This is a genomic window from Ewingella americana ATCC 33852 (assembly GCF_000735345.1).
In the GTDB taxonomy this organism is placed as follows: domain Bacteria; phylum Pseudomonadota; class Gammaproteobacteria; order Enterobacterales; family Enterobacteriaceae; genus Ewingella; species Ewingella americana.
Window position 1 is genome coordinate 30,590 of sequence record NZ_JMPJ01000026.1, and the last position, 14,950, is coordinate 45,539.

14 protein-coding genes are annotated in these 14,950 nt (G+C 53.1%); 1 reads left to right on the forward strand and 13 read right to left on the reverse strand.

The window, feature by feature from the left end; translation table 11 throughout:
• The 7 genes from mrdA to leuS all read right to left on the reverse strand — a co-directional run bounded on the left by mrdA (window position 1) and on the right by leuS (window position 7,954).
• On the reverse strand, window positions 1–1,905 hold the full coding sequence (gene mrdA, locus GEAM_RS03585) for a peptidoglycan DD-transpeptidase MrdA (protein WP_034788359.1): 1,905 nt from the start codon (window positions 1,903–1,905) through the stop codon (window positions 1–3).
• Window positions 1,906–1,944: 39 nt separating this feature from the next.
• Window positions 1,945–2,415 (reverse strand): 23S rRNA (pseudouridine(1915)-N(3))-methyltransferase RlmH, encoded by a 471-nt coding sequence (gene rlmH, locus GEAM_RS03590; RefSeq protein WP_034788360.1) that lies wholly within the window; start codon window positions 2,413–2,415, stop codon window positions 1,945–1,947.
• A gap of 3 nt (window positions 2,416–2,418) precedes the next feature.
• Window positions 2,419–2,736: a ribosome silencing factor gene (rsfS, locus tag GEAM_RS03595; protein WP_034788361.1), complete on the reverse strand. Its 318-nt coding sequence runs from the start codon at window positions 2,734–2,736 to the stop codon at window positions 2,419–2,421.
• 253 nt (window positions 2,737–2,989) lie between these two features.
• On the reverse strand, window positions 2,990–3,655 hold the full coding sequence (gene nadD, locus GEAM_RS03600) for a nicotinate-nucleotide adenylyltransferase (RefSeq protein ID WP_034788362.1): 666 nt from the start codon (window positions 3,653–3,655) through the stop codon (window positions 2,990–2,992).
• 20 nt (window positions 3,656–3,675) lie between these two features.
• Window positions 3,676–4,713 carry a DNA polymerase III subunit delta gene (gene holA, locus GEAM_RS03605; RefSeq protein WP_034788363.1) on the reverse strand — a complete coding sequence of 346 codons (1,038 nt, stop codon included), beginning with the start codon at window positions 4,711–4,713 and terminating at the stop codon, window positions 3,676–3,678.
• Entirely contained in the window at window positions 4,710–5,357 is a 648-nt protein-coding gene (gene lptE / locus GEAM_RS03610) for an LPS assembly lipoprotein LptE (protein WP_084674047.1), read from the reverse strand. The genes holA and lptE overlap by 4 nt, the downstream gene beginning before the upstream one ends.
• A gap of 14 nt (window positions 5,358–5,371) precedes the next feature.
• Window positions 5,372–7,954: a leucine--tRNA ligase gene (gene leuS / locus GEAM_RS03615; RefSeq protein ID WP_034788364.1), complete on the reverse strand. Its 2,583-nt coding sequence runs from the start codon at window positions 7,952–7,954 to the stop codon at window positions 5,372–5,374.
• Window positions 7,955–8,224: 270 nt separating this feature from the next.
• Here leuS and GEAM_RS03620 point away from each other — a divergent pair, with 270 nt between their 5' ends.
• On the forward strand, window positions 8,225–8,725 hold the full coding sequence (locus tag GEAM_RS03620) for a zinc ribbon-containing protein (protein ID WP_034788366.1): 501 nt from the start codon (window positions 8,225–8,227) through the stop codon (window positions 8,723–8,725).
• A gap of 81 nt (window positions 8,726–8,806) precedes the next feature.
• On the opposite strand, the gene GEAM_RS03625 is transcribed toward GEAM_RS03620, so the two are convergent.
• From GEAM_RS03625 to corC, 6 genes are all read right to left on the reverse strand, one after another.
• Complete coding sequence (locus GEAM_RS03625) at window positions 8,807–9,532, reverse strand: amino acid ABC transporter ATP-binding protein (protein WP_034788368.1); 726 nt, start codon at window positions 9,530–9,532, stop codon at window positions 8,807–8,809.
• On the reverse strand, window positions 9,529–10,206 hold the full coding sequence (gene gltK / locus GEAM_RS03630; RefSeq protein WP_034788369.1) for a glutamate/aspartate ABC transporter permease GltK: 678 nt from the start codon (window positions 10,204–10,206) through the stop codon (window positions 9,529–9,531). Before gltK ends, GEAM_RS03625 begins: the two co-directional genes overlap by 4 nt.
• Before the next feature lie 2 nt (window positions 10,207–10,208).
• Window positions 10,209–10,949: an amino acid ABC transporter permease gene (locus tag GEAM_RS03635; RefSeq protein WP_034788370.1), complete on the reverse strand. Its 741-nt coding sequence runs from the start codon at window positions 10,947–10,949 to the stop codon at window positions 10,209–10,211.
• 229 nt (window positions 10,950–11,178) lie between these two features.
• Entirely contained in the window at window positions 11,179–12,075 is an 897-nt protein-coding gene (locus GEAM_RS03640) for an amino acid ABC transporter substrate-binding protein (RefSeq protein WP_034788372.1), read from the reverse strand.
• 375 nt (window positions 12,076–12,450) lie between these two features.
• Window positions 12,451–13,986 carry an apolipoprotein N-acyltransferase gene (gene lnt, locus GEAM_RS03645; protein ID WP_034788373.1) on the reverse strand — a complete coding sequence of 512 codons (1,536 nt, stop codon included), beginning with the start codon at window positions 13,984–13,986 and terminating at the stop codon, window positions 12,451–12,453.
• Window positions 13,987–13,993: 7 nt separating this feature from the next.
• On the reverse strand, window positions 13,994–14,872 hold the full coding sequence (gene corC / locus GEAM_RS03650; protein ID WP_034788374.1) for a CNNM family magnesium/cobalt transport protein CorC: 879 nt from the start codon (window positions 14,870–14,872) through the stop codon (window positions 13,994–13,996).
• Window positions 14,873–14,950: the final 78 nt, after the last annotated feature.

Below are 14,950 nucleotides of genomic sequence, written 5' to 3' on the forward strand. Positions count from 1 at the left end.
TTAATCACCTTCGATTCCGGGCGGAGCTGGCGCTTCAGCCGGTAATTGTGTCGTATTATCGCCCAACAAAATATGGTCGAGTATCTGGCGGGTAATGGTACCCACGGCCGGACCGGCGCCACCATTTTCAAGGATCACCGCGACGGCTACCGTCGGGTCATTGAATGGCGCAAAGGCGGTCATTAATTTATGGTCGCGAAGATGTTCGGATATCTTATTCGCGTTATAGATTTCATTGGCTTTCAAACCGTAAACTTGTGCTGTACCGGATTTGGCTGCGGCTTTGTAAGGCGCGTCGGCGAAACTCTTACGAGCGGTGCCGTTCGGGCGGTTTGCCACGCCGTACATCCCGTCTTTGGCGATTTCCCAATAACCTGAATGCACATCACCAATCTGGGTGGTTTCCTGCTGCTGGTAAGGCACCAGCTTGCCGTCAATTTTAGTGCTCAGCAGCAAGTGCGGAGTTTTCACCGTGCCGTCATTGATAAGCGTGGTCATGGCTTTCATGATCTGAATCGGCGTCGCCGTCCAGTAGCCTTGGCCGATGCCGACCGGAATGGTGTCACCCTGATACCAAGGCTTTTTGAAGCGTTTAAATTTCCAGTCGCGGCTCGGCATGTTGCCGTTGCGCTCTTCGGACAAGTCGATGCCGGAATACTGACCGTAGCCGAATTTGCCCATCCACTCCGACAGGCGGTCAATGCCCATGTCGTAAGCCACTTGGTAGAAGAAGGTATCCGCCGACTCTTCCAGTGATTTGGTGACGTTAAGGCGGCCGTGGCCCCAGTGTTTCCAGTCGCGGTAGCGTTTGTCAGAGCCCGGCAGCTGCCACCAGCCTGGGTCAAACAGCGAGGTCGCTTTGGTAATGACGCCGGCGGTCAGGGCCGAAACTGCAATATAAGGTTTTACCGTCGAGGCCGGTGGGTAAACCCCCTGCGTCGCACGGTTGATCAGCGGCTTGTTCGGGTCATTCAACAGGCCGCTGTAGTCCTTGCTCGAGATGCCGTCGACAAACAGGTTAGGGTCATAGCTCGGGTTGGAAACCAGCGCGCGAATGCTGCCGTCGCGCGGGTCTGACACCACCACGGCGGAGCGGCTGCCGGTCAGCAACTCTTCAATATAGGTTTGCAGGGCGAGATCTATGGTCAGGTAGATGTCTTTACCCGCCTGCGGCGGCTCTTCGTGCAACTGGCGAATCACCCGCCCGCGGTTGTTCACTTCGACTTCTTCATAGCCAGTTTTGCCGTGCAGCGTGTCTTCGTAATAGCGCTCGATGCCCAGCTTGCCGATGTCGTGCGTGGCGGCGTAGTTGGCCAATATACCGTCTTTGTCCAGACGCTCGACGTCACGGTCGTTGATTTTCGAGACGTAGCCAATCACGTGGGTGAGGGCTGAGCCATAAGGGTAATAGCGGCGCTGATAGCCTTTGACTTCAACGCCGGGGAAATTGAATTGGTTTACGGCAAAGCGCGCCACCTGAACTTCGGTCAGGGCGGTTTTTACTGGAATAGAGGTAAAGCGGCGCGAACGTTTGCGCTCTTTTTGAAAGTTTTCAATATCTTCGGGAGTTAAATCGACAATAGGCTTCAAACCTTCGAGGATGGCCGCGAGGTTGTCGACTTTTTCCGGTACCAGTTCGAGCTGGTAAATGGTGCGGTTCAGCGCCAGAGGCGTGCCGTTGCGGTCATAAATGATGCCACGGCTCGGCGCTATTGGGACCAGTTTGATGCGGTTATCGTTGGAGCGGGTTTGGTAATCCTGAAAGCGGACAATCTGTAAGTTGTACAGATTGAATGCCAGCACACCGCTGAGTAGCAGAATACCTGTGAACGCCACCAGTGCACGGCGCACAAAGAGGGCTGATTCAGCCGTATAGTCGCGAAAAGGGTTACGATCTATTTTCATCCCACTACTTAATTCATGTTGCTGACATTCACCAACCGATTATTCCCGGTGGTATGGATGATTTGTGGTGATACTCCATGCACGATAAAGGCTTTCCGCTACCAACACCCGAACTAACGGATGGGGCAGGGTCAGCGGAGAGAGCGACCAGCTCTGCTCGGCTGCGGCTTTACACGCAGGTGCTAGCCCTTCAGGGCCGCCAATCAACAGGCTGACGTTGCGGCCATCCTGCTTCCAGCGCTCCAGTTGTTGGGCAAGCGTTGGGGTTTCCCAGGGCGTGCCCGGAATATCCAGCGTCACAATCCTGTTGCCTTTCCCGACCGCCGCCAGCATCTGCTCGCCTTCTTTTTCAAGAATGCGTTTGATGTCGGCATTTTTGCCCCTTTTGCCGGCCGGTACTTCGACCAGTTCAAAAGGCATGTCTTTAGGGAAACGGTTGAGATAATCGTTAAAACCGGTCTGAACCCAGTCGGGCATTTTGGTTCCGACAGCGACGAGTTGCAGTTTCACGAATTAAGCCCAGAGTTTCTCAAGCTCATACAGCTGGCGGCTCTCTTCCTGCATGACGTGAACAATCACTTCACCCAGGTCGACAACAACCCAATCCGCTTCATTGATGCCTTTAACGCCCATGGCGTCTAAGCCAGCGGCTTTCACTTCTTCTACCAGATGCCCTGCAATAGACATCACGTGACGGCTGGAAGTGCCGGTACAGATGATCATGCAGTCAGTAATGCTGGATTTACCGATAACATCAATGGCAACGATGTCTTGTGCTTTCAGGTCATCGACTTTATCGATAACAAAATCTTGGAGCGCTTTACCTTGCAAAGGTTCCCCCTGGGGATGTTGAAACGGGTTAGCTTGATGAAAACCTTCTGCTGCATGAGCGCAAACGCTGCGTGCAGGAGAGGGCTTTCAAAAAAGAGTGTATGTCGAAATACGGAGTTAATGCCGAAAAAACACGATGAATCAATTGATTACGTTCGTTATCGCCACAGCTATACCGCAAGCCGAAATTAAGCGGCGCAGTATACCACGCGTTACCCACGGGTGATATAAACCCACCTTACTGTGGCTCAAATCATTTAGTGTAAAGACTATTTGACTCAATATAGCGCTCAACGGCGTCCGGCACTAAATCGGCGAAACTTTTCCCCTCGTGCCGACGCTGGCGAATTTCAGTCGCCGAAATATCCAGCAGCGGGGTATTCGCCTGATAAATGAATCCGTGCGGCCGCTGTTTGAGTTTCGCCGCATCCTCGACGTGGTGTTGGTCATACCAACGTTGTAACTCAGGCGTATCCAGACGTTCAGCGTAACCCGGTCTTGCCATCACCAGCAGGTGACAAACGCGCAGTAAATCTTCCCAGCGATGCCACTTGTGCAGGGTCAGCAAAGAATCTTGGCCGATGATAAACGCCAGCGGGCGGTCAGCGCCATACTCTTTACGTAACGTTTCAAGTGTCACGATGCTGTAGGAAGGTGTGTCTACTTTTAGCTCACGATCGTCGACCGAAAACAGCGGATTTCCCTGCACCGCCAGCTCAACCATTTTCAGGCGCTGCTGGGCCGTGGCCTCTGGCTGTGGGCGATGCGGCGGGACATTATTAGGCAGTAGCACCACGCGGTCCAAATGGGCTTCTTTCGCCAATTGCTCAACCGGTTTGAGATGCCCGTAGTGAATAGGATCGAACGTGCCGCCAAACAGCGCCAACAGGGAGTCGCGAGACGAGGTGTCGTGGGTCATCAAAATACCTTCCTGGTTGATCACTGGCCGAGGTCGATAAAGCTCTCTGGCAACGGCTTGCCGCAAAGCAGCATCGACAGGCTTTCAAGCTCAGGCCAGATGGATTGACCGTAGTCCTGTTTCAGCGTGATTTCCATTTTTGTCAGCAAATGAACCGCCTGTTGCAGCTGGCGCAAAGAGAGTCTTTGCAGAGCCTGTGTCACCAAGGTTCGGCGGTTTTGCCACACTTTATATTGGTCGAACAGGGCGCGCAGCGGCGTGGTGTCCATCTTTCTTTTCAGCGTCAGCAGCATCAGCAGTTCGCGCTGCAAGGTGCGCAGCAGGATAACCGGCTCGCTATCTTCTTGCTGGAGCTGGCGCAGAATGTGCCACGCGCGTTTGCTTTTACCGGCCAACAGCGCGTCCAGCCAATGGAACGGCGTGAAGTGCGCGGCGTCGTAAACCGCTTCTTCTACTCGCAACAGGGTCAGTTTACCGTCGGGGTAGAGCAGGGAGAGGCGCTCGAGAGACTGGGCCAAGGCCAACAGATTCCCTTCGTAGCAATAGCAGAGCAGCTGGTTGGCTGGCTCATCAAGCTCGAGGGATAACTCTTTGGCGCGCTTTGCCACCCAGCGCGGCAGCTGTGCTTGTTCTGGCGTCTGGCAGCTGACAAATACGCCGCGATCGCTCAGGGCTTTAAACCATGCGCTGTTTTCTTGGGCTTTGGTGAGCTTTGTTCCGCGCAGTACCAGCAGAATATCGTCGTGCAGCAGCTGGGTGAGTTTCACCAGTTGCTCACCCATCGGCGCGGGTGGACCATTCTCTGGCAGGATAAGTAACAGGGTTTGGCGCGAAGCGAACAGACTCAATGCCTGGCAGATGCTGAAGATAGCATCCCACTCGGTATGGGCATCAAGGGTAAAGGTGTAGTGTTCTTCGAAAGCCGCCGCTTGGGCTGCTTTGCGAATGCTGTCCTGACTTTCCTGGAGCAGCAGCGGATCGTTTCCACATAATAAATAACAAGTGCGCAGCCCCTCTCGGAGCTGCGCGGCAAGTTGTTCAGGATAGAGTCGAATCATGGAGCCGTAGAACTGACCGGCTTAGGCGCGAACATGTCGCGGCCTGCTGCATTTTCCGCATCCTGCTTTTTCATCTCTTCTGCCGCAGATTGGGTTGTGATAACCACCGGCGTTGCATCTTTCACTGTCTCGGCCTGCTTCTCTTTTTCAGAAGCGTGGACGGTCAACAGTTTACGGATCAGCTGCTGAGAAGCCTGCGTACGCATTTCGCTGATAATGATGTCTTGCTCGTTATCCTTCGCCAGCGCCGTCAACGGGTTGTCGAAGAATGCACGGAATACGGTCACGCGGATAGGATAGATATCCTTTCCTGGCAACAGCACCTGCGCATTAACAGTCATCTGCATTTGGTACTCAGCGGTACGGCCATCCTGGAAGATGGAGGCAGTTGCCTGATAGATTTGTTCCCCCAGTAAGCGCAGAGATGGGATATCCTGACGTTTTGAATCTTCCACAATGGTGACATTGTTCAGACGCAATTGCGTACGGACATCACGCGCCAGCGGCCCATACGGGTCACCACTGTCGAGCGTGATGGTTTTCATCTCTTCCGGCACGTCAGTGGTACCGCGTAGGTGGAAACCACAACCCGACGTCACCAGAACTACAGCACCCAATAACAGCATCAGTATACGATGTCGCACAACCCCTCCTTGACTCAACCTACAACCAGGTTAAGCAGTTTGCCTGGAACGTAGATGACTTTACGCACAGTCACGCCATCCAGATATTTAGCGACCAGATGTTCTTGTGCAGCACGCTCGCGTACTTGCTCTTCGGTAGCATCCGCAGCAACGGTAATTTTGCCACGCACTTTGCCGTTAACTTGCACAACCACCAGTTTAGAGTCTTCAACCATAGCTTGCTCATCAGCTTGTGGCCAAGGCGCAGTATCAACATCACCTTCACCGCCCAATGTCTGCCAAAGGCTGAAGCACACGTGTGGGGTGAATGGATAGAGCATACGCACCACGGCCAGCAGCGCTTCTTGCAGCAGCGCGCGGTCTTGCTCGCTCTCTTGCGGCGCACGCCCCAGCTTGTTCATCAACTCCATCACGGCAGCAATCGCGGTGTTGAAGGTCTGGCGGCGGCCGATATCATCGGTCACTTTGGCGATGGTTTTGTGCAGGTCGCGGCGCAAATCTTTCTGCGCTTCAGTCAGTGAAGCAGCGTCCAGAGCCACGGTCGCGCCTTTTTGCGTGTGTTCGAAGGCCAGTTTCCAGACACGTTTCAGGAAGCGGTTTGCCCCTTCAACGCCGGATTCTTGCCATTCCAGCGTCATTTCTGCTGGAGAAGCAAACATCATGAACAGACGAACGGTGTCCGCGCCGTACTTCTCAACCATCACCTGAGGGTCGATGCCGTTGTTTTTAGACTTGGACATCTTGCTCATGCCAGCGTAAACCAGCTCGCGACCTTGTGGATCAGTGGCTTTAACAATGCGGCCTTTCTCGTCGCGCTCAACGGTAGCATCTACCGGAGAAACCCAAACGCGCTCGCCGCCATTGCCGGTGTAGTAGAAGGCATCAGCCAGCACCATGCCTTGGCACAGCAGGCGTTTAGCCGGTTCGTCAGAGTTGACCAGACCGGCGTCGCGCATCAGTTTGTGGAAGAAGCGGAAGTACATCAGGTGCATGATGGCGTGTTCGATGCCGCCCACATATTGGTCCACTGGCAGCCAGTAGTTAGCCGCAGCCGGGTCCAGCATGCCTTGGTCATACTGCGGGCAGGTGTAGCGCGCGTAGTACCAAGAGGACTCCATAAAGGTATCAAAGGTGTCGGTTTCGCGCAGGCCCGGCACGCCGTTGACCGTGGTTTTTGCCCACTCTGGGTCAGCTTTGATTGGGCTGGTGATGCCGTCCATGACCACGTCTTCCGGCAGAATAACCGGCAGTTGGTCTTCTGGCGTTGGGATCACAGTACCATCTTCCAGCGTGATCATTGGGATTGGTGCACCCCAATAGCGCTGGCGTGAAACACCCCAGTCACGCAGGCGATAGTTCACCTTGCGCTCGCCCACGCCTAAAGCAACCAGCTTATCGGCGATGGCATTGAAGCCTGCTTCGTGGCTCAGACCGTCAAACTCACCTGAGTTATACAAGGTGCCTTTTTCAGTCAGCGCTTCGGCAGTGACGTTTGGCTCTGTGCCGTCGGCGTTAAGGATAACGGGCACGATTGGCAGGTTGTATTTGGTTGCGAACTCCCAGTCACGCTGGTCGTGGCCCGGAACCGCCATCACGGCGCCAGTGCCGTATTCCATCAAGACGAAGTTAGCGACCCAGATGGCCACTTTCTTGCCAGTCAGCGGGTGAATAGCAAACAGGCCGGTGTCCATGCCGCGTTTTTCCATGGTCGCCATTTCTGCTTCGGCAACTTTGGTATTGCGGCATTCGTCGATGAAATCAGCCAAGGCAGGGTTAGTTGCCGCAGCTTGTAAAGAGAGTGGGTGACCTGCTGCAACCGCAACGTAGGTCGCGCCCAGGAAGGTGTCAGGACGCGTGGTGTACACGGTGGCTTTCTCTTCACTGTTTTCGACGTCGAAGGTGATCTCAACGCCTTCAGAGCGGCCAATCCAGTTACGCTGCATGGTTTTGACCTGCTCAGGCCAGCTTTCCAGCGTATCCAAATCGTTAAGCAGTTGGTCGGCATAGGCCGTGATTTTAATGAACCACTGTGGAATTTCTTTGCGTTCCACCTTGGTATCACAACGCCAGCAGCAGCCGTCGATAACCTGTTCGTTAGCCAAAACGGTTAGGTCGTGCGGGCACCAGTTAACGGCAGAAGTCTTCTTATAGACCAAACCTTTTTCGTACAGCTTGGTGAAGAACCACTGTTCCCAACGGTAGTAGTCAGGCTGGCAGGTCGCCAGTTCGCGATCCCAGTCATAGCCGAAGCCCAGCAGTTTTAGCTGGTTCTTCATGTATTCGATGTTTTCGTAGGTCCACGGAGCCGGTGCAGTATTGTTTTTTACCGCAGCGCCTTCCGCCGGTAGCCCAAATGCGTCCCAACCAATTGGTTGTAGAACGTTTTTACCCAGCATACGCTGGTAGCGGGAGATCACGTCACCGATGGTGTAGTTACGCACGTGGCCCATATGTAGGCGGCCGGACGGGTATGGCAACATGGAGAGACAGTAGTACTTCTCTTTGCCAGGCTGCTCGGTAACTTTAAAGGTCTGCTTCTCTTGCCAGTGAAGCTGAACGTGTGACTCTATTTCTTCTGGGCGGTATTGCTCTTGCATGGCGGCCGGTGGTCCTGTGAGTGAAAACAGCTACGCCTGTAGCTCAAATAGTTTTAATCAAAAGATCCGCATAGCATAGCTGATAAGCGCCTGAGGCAACAACACCAAGCGCGTCGTCAGTGGGGATTTCTGCATGTTGCAGGGTGAATATTCTCAAAGTGCGAGGCATCTCGGGATATTGTCCGTACCGGATCAGTGATTTACGACTAAAATAAGTGACATGGCTCATGACTGAATGTTCGTTCACGTCGCTTTGACTTAGGGGAAATTATGAACAATGTCGCACAGTATTATCGCCAGTTAGTCAGCTCGTTAACCGAGCGTTTGCAAAATGGCGAAAGGGATGTGGATGCTTTGGTTCAGGATGCTCGCGAAACGTTGCAAAGAGAAGGCAAGCTGACCGATTTGCAAATTGAGCAATTAACCTACTCTGTTCGTCGCGATTTGCGCGAATTTGCCCGCAGCTACACGGAAAACCGGCAGGTCGCCGCAGTCGAAGACACCGAGGAAGACAGCGTCTTCATGCGCATCATTAAAGAGAGCCTGTGGAAAGAGCTGGCGGACATGACCGACAAAACCCAGCTTGAATGGAAAGAGGTGTTCAAGGACGTCAATCACCACGGGGTGTATCACAGTGGTGAAGTGGTCGGGCTGGGCAATCTGGTTTGTGAAAACTGCCACTTTACGCTGGCGGTTTATACCCCAGAAGTACTGAGCAAGTGCCCGAAATGCAATGGCACCGAGTTCACCCGCAAGGCGTTTGAGCCTTAATCTCTCATCTGCATAAAGCTACATAAACAAAAACCGCCAGCATGGGGCTGGCGGTTTGTTAAAAGCGAAAAGCAGATCTGATTAGTGGAGGATCTTCGCTAAGAAGTCGCGCGCACGGTCAGATTCTGGATTGTTGAAGAAATCGTCTTTATTGCGATCTTCAACGATTTTGCCTTCATCCATGAAAATTACGCGGTTTGCCACTTTGCGGGCAAAGCCCATTTCATGGGTCACCACCATCATGGTCATGCCTTCGTTCGCCAGTTCAACCATCACGTCCAGCACTTCGTTGATCATCTCTGGGTCAAGGGCTGAGGTTGGCTCATCAAACAGCATGGCAATCGGGTCCATACACAGTGCACGGGCGATAGCCACGCGCTGCTGCTGGCCGCCAGAAAGCTGGCCGGGGAATTTATTGGCGTGAGCCGATAACCCGACGCGATCCAGCAGTTTCAGGCCTTTGTCTTTCGCCGCGGCTTTGTCACGCTTCAAGACTTTGACCTGCGCCAGAGTCAGGTTGTCGATGATAGACAGATGCGGGAACAGCTCGAAATGCTGGAACACCATGCCGACTTTGGCACGCAGCTGCGCGAGATTGGTTTTCTTGTCATTGACCGGCGTACCGTTGACCAGAATGTCACCTTTCTGCACGGGCTCAAGCCCGTTCACGGTTTTGATAAGCGTTGACTTACCTGAACCTGAAGGACCGCACACCACCACAACTTCACCTTTTTTAACGTCGGTGCTGCAATCGGTCAGCACCTGGAAGTGACCATACCATTTAGAAACATTCTTCAGTGAAATCATGAAACTGTCCTTTTCTTCAAATAACGCACCAGCAAGGAAGCGGAAAGGCTGATAACAAAATAGATAGCGCCGGCGAACAGCACCATTTCGACTAAGGTACCGTCGCGGTCGCCGATGTTAGAGGCGCTGCGGAAGAAGTCCGCCAGACCGAGCACGTACACCAGCGAAGTATCTTGGAACAATACAATCGCCTGAGTCAGCAACAGTGGCACCATCGCGCGGAATGCCTGCGGCAGAATAACCAGCTTCATGGCTTGCCATTGGGTCATCCCCAAGGCCAGCGCGGCGGAGGATTGGCCGCGAGCGATACTGATTATCCCTGCACGAATAATTTCAGAGTAATAGGCCGCTTCGAACAGGGCGAAAGCCACCATCGCTGAAATCAAACGAATGTCGGTTTTAGGTGACAGGCCCAGCACCTTTTGCAGGAAGCTTGGCACAATCAGGTAGAACCACAACAGCACCATCACCAATGGAATGGCGCGGAAAATGTTCACGTAGGCGGTGGCGAACCAGCTGATCGGTTTGAACGATGATAGGCGCATTACCGCCAGCAGCGTGCCCCACAGAATACCCACCACGATAGCAATGGCGGTGATTTCCAGCGTGACCAGCATGCCTTGCCATAAGTAAGGCAGGCCGGGGCCGATAGAACTCCAGTCGAATTCATGCATGATTATTTACCTCCCATGTTGCCCGGCAGGCGGACTTTGCGTTCTACAAAATGCATCAGCAGCATGATCACTGCATTGATGAGCACGTAGGCAACAGTAATGGCAGTAAATGACTCATAAGCGTGCGCGGAGTAATCCAGCAGTTTCCCAGCTTGTGCCGCCATATCCACCAAACCAATGGTGGAAGCGATTGCGGAGTTCTTCACCAAGTTGACCATCTCAGAGGTCATTGGCGGAACAATCACGCGATAAGCATTCGGCAGCAGCACATAACGATAGGTTTGCGGCAGGGTCAGGCCCATGGCCAAACCGGCGTTGCGCTGGCCGCGAGGCAGAGACTGAATTGCAGCACGAACCTGCTCACAGACACGCGCTGCGGTGAACAACCCGAGGCAGATAACGGATGAGGAGAAGAATTGCACGTTCGGCGGAAGTTCTGATTTAAACCATGTGCCAATGCTTTCCGGCAGCAGTTCTGGCACCACCAGATACCACGTAAAGAATTGGACAATCAGCGGTACGTTACGGAACAGCTCAACGTAGCAGGTGCCGATACCCGAGAGAAAACGGTTGGGGACGGTACGCAAGATACCGAACAGAGAGCCGACAAAGAAAGCGATAATCCAGGCGCACACTGACAGTGCGACGGTGACCTGAAATCCATTCCAAATCCAGCCAAGATAAGTGGTATTCCCGAAGGGGGCTTGTTGCAGAAAAATGCCCCAGTTCCAATCTATAGACATAAAAACTCCATAATGCGCGTGAACGCAACCCTACTGAGTGATGACGAACCAATCCCATGCTGATTGACGCAAAAATGCGAGGTGGGGAACGACCACCCCGCATTCCGGTCTTGCTGCCTTTGCAGGCTGTCATCACAAGGCTGGTGGGCCAGCCCTTTATTTCCCCTCGGCAATTGCACTGCAATCACGTTGGGGTCTTCCCGTCTGTCTTATTATCTGACTACGAAACTTACAGCGCTTTGTCGTTAGGCGCTTTGAACAGAGCTTGCATGTCGTCTGACAGTTCGAAGTTCATGTTCAGGTTTTTCGGAGGAATAGGCTGCTTGAACCACTTATCAAACCATTTGGCAGCTTCGCCAGAAGTTTGGGTTTGCGCGATGGTGTCATCGACCAGCGTTTTAAAGCCAGCGTCGTCTTTACGCAGCATACAGCCGTAAGCTTCTTTGGATTGAGGCGTGCCTACGATGACCCAGTCATCAGGCTTTTTAGCTTTAGCACGTTCGCCAGCCAGCAGGGCGTCATCCATCATGAAGGCGACAGCACGGCCCGTTTCCAGCGTACGGAAGGAGTCACCGTGGTCTTTCGCACTGATAATGCGCAGGCCCAGTTTCTTCTCTTCATTCAGCTTGTTCAGCAGGATTTCAGAGGTTGTCCCTGAAGTCACTACGACGGTTTTGCCTTTCAGGTCATCGAAATCTTTAATTTCGGAGCCTTTTTTCACCAGCAGACGGGTGCCGATGATGAAGATGGTGTCAGAGAAAGCCGCTTGTTGCTGGCGCTCTGCGTTGTTGGTGGTTGAGCCACACTCAAAATCGTAAGTGCCGTTTTGCAGCAGTGGAATACGGTTTTGCGAAGTGATAGGCATCAGTTTGACTTGCAGGTTAGGCAAGTTGAGTTTTTTCTTTACTGCTTCAACGATGGCGTTGGAGTAGTCCTGAGAGTAACCCACCACTTTTTGATTATTATCGTAATAAGAAAATGGCACAGAAGACTCACGGTGACCGACGACGATAACGCCGTTATCTTTGATTTTCTTCAGGGTACCGTTCAGGTCTTCTGCATGGGCTACGCTACTTGCTGCCAAGCCTGCCAGCAGTACCGATAACGCCAATTTGCGCATTTGCATTGTCCAACTCCTTTGCTGTCGTTAAAGATCCACACCGAGGGATCAGGAAGCACTTATGAATCGTAAAGCTCATAGCCAATTCGAACTTACTCAGCTTCGAAAATAGCTGAATGTGAAGATAATGAAACCACAATGTTTCTTTTTTGAGACGAGACACGCACCAAATTAATGCAATAAAACATTCATGCACCGCGTATGAGTATGTTTTTTAAACGTTTGGTTCCACTATGGTGCACTGCCTCAGCAAAAATAAGTAAAAGGATAGCTTTCATAGAGATAAAGCAATAAACGTGCCAGTGAATGGATTGTTTAGGGGAATTAGCGGCAAAAAAAACGGGCGCCGTTTGGCACCCGTAGAGGAGATATTGCGAAGGGTTATTGGCGCTTATGCCGCTGATTCAGGAACAGCGAGACGCCCGCCAGCAGCAGCGTGAGGATCCACGTCGGCCACCAGCCAAAGCGCGCATAAGGCGTAATGCCGGTGGTTGGCGTCACTTCAACATTCAGCACCTGACGCGTAAATTGCGGCAATTCAGCAATCATATCGCCATTGGCGTCAACCGCCGCGGTCACACCATTGTTGGTGCTACGCAGCAGAGGGCGGCCCAATTCCAAGGCGCGCATGCGGGCCATCTGGAAGTGCTGCCACGGGCCGATTGAGTGACCGAACCACGCATCGTTAGAGATAGTCAGCAGGAAATCAGTGTCAGGCTGGAAGTTATCCCGAACCTGCTCGCCAAAGACGATTTCATAGCAGATGGCAGTGGTCAGATTCATGCCGCTCACCATCAATGGCTTCTGCACATAGTCGCCGCTGCTCAGACCCGACATTGGCAAGTCAAAGAAGGGGGCTAATGGGCGCAAAATGGCCTCCAGCGGAACAAATTCGCCGAAAGGCACCAGATGGTGTTTATCAAAACGGTTGCTGTCCGGGTAGCGGTAAGGCTTATCGCCGCCGAGCACAATGGCACTGTTATACACGTGCATATCCTGACTGGTGCGGCGTGCATCAATGATGCCGGTCACCAGCTGGGAGCCTTGCGAACGGTAGAGGTCATCCATCATGGTCAGGAACTGCTGCTGGTCTGATTCAATGTCCGAAATCGCTGATTCCGGCCAGATAATCATCTTCGCTTTCCCTAAATAAGGCCGACTAAGGTCCATATAGGTTTGCAGCGCGCTGACTAAGGCTTTCGGATCCCACTTCATGGACTGCGGGATGTTGCCCTGCACCAGCGCCACGTCGACTTTCTTCTGCTCTTGTGGCTGATACCAATGCACGCCGCGCAGTGACAGAGGCAGCAGCAGTAAGGCTAAAGCTACCACCGCCGCAATAACCTTGCGCTGATAGACCGCGTAAACCAGCAAGCCGCTGATGGAGGTCAGCAGCAGGGTGATGCTGTCGACACCGGCAATAGGCGCTAAACCTTTCAGCGGGCCATCAATCTGGCTGTAGCCAAATTGCAGCCATGGGAAGCCGGTAAGCACCCAGCCACGCAGGAACTCGGTGATTTGCCACAGGGCAGGGGCGGCCAGAGCCAGCTTCCACCACGTGGTTTTAGGCCACAGCCGCGCCAGCAAACCGGCGAACAGCATGGTGTAAAGCGACAGATAACAGGCCAGCAGCACCACTAAAAATAGGTTGATGGCTTCCGGCATGCCGCCAAAGGTGGCGATGCTGACATACACCCAGTTTACGCCGCTGCCAAACAGACCCATCCCCCAGAAGAAGCCTATCCACGCGGCCTGTGCCGGACGGCGATCAAGCGTTAGAGCGAATAAACCAAACAGGGAGACCAGTGCCGCAGGCCAGTGATCGTAAGGGGAGAAGGCAAGGGTGCCACAGGCACCGAATAAGAGCGCCAGCAGGATGCGAACCCGCTGGCGTTGGTATAAAGAGGCAATTGCCATGGAGTAATTATTCTTCCAATATCGGTTGCGGCGCGTCGTCCGGTATTTTTACGTGAACCTGAATAATACGTCGGCTGTCGGCCATGGCAACTTTGAACAGGTAACCGTCAATTTCAATGGTTTCGCCACGAGCGGGCAAATGACCAAAGGACTGCATTACCAAGCCACCAATGGTATCGACTTCATCGTCGCTGTAGCTGGTCTGGAAGACTTCGTTGAAGTCCTCGATAGGAGCCAGCGCGCGGACGGTATAGGTGTGGCGGCTGAGTTGGCGAATATCCAAATCTTCCGCTTCGTCATACTCGTCATCGATTTCACCCACGATAAGCTCAAGGATGTCTTCGATGGTCACCAAGCCAGATACGCCGCCGAACTCGTCGACCACGATAGCCATATGGTAACGCTGTGAGCGGAACTCCTTCAGCATGCGGTCAACGCGCTTGCTTTCCGGCACCACCACGGCGGTTCTCAATACTTTATCAATGCTGAAGGGTTCGGATTCTGTGCGCATAAACGGCAACAGGTCCTTGGCCATCAGGATGCCTTCAATGTGGTCCTTATCTTCGCTGATCACTGGGAAGCGTGAATGCGCTGACTCAATAATGACGTCAAGACACTCTTCCAGCGGTTGGTTGCGTTTAAGCGTGATCATTTGCGAACGTGGGATCATGATGTCACGAACGCGCTGCTCGGCGATATCCATCACGCCTTCCAGCATGTCACGGGTATCGGGATCGATCAGGTCGTTTTGTTCGGAATCACGGATCAGCTCGACCAGATCGCCACGGTTTTTGGGTTCGCCGTGAAATAACTGGTTGAGAATAAGGGAAAAGAAGCCCTTCTTGGGACTGGGGCTATCACTATTTTGTGAATGGTCATCGCTCATGGCGTTTGGTTAAATTTACTCTTATAAAGGGAAATAATGACTAGCAAAAACGGAGGTCCCCCAAGGTTTATGGCGATG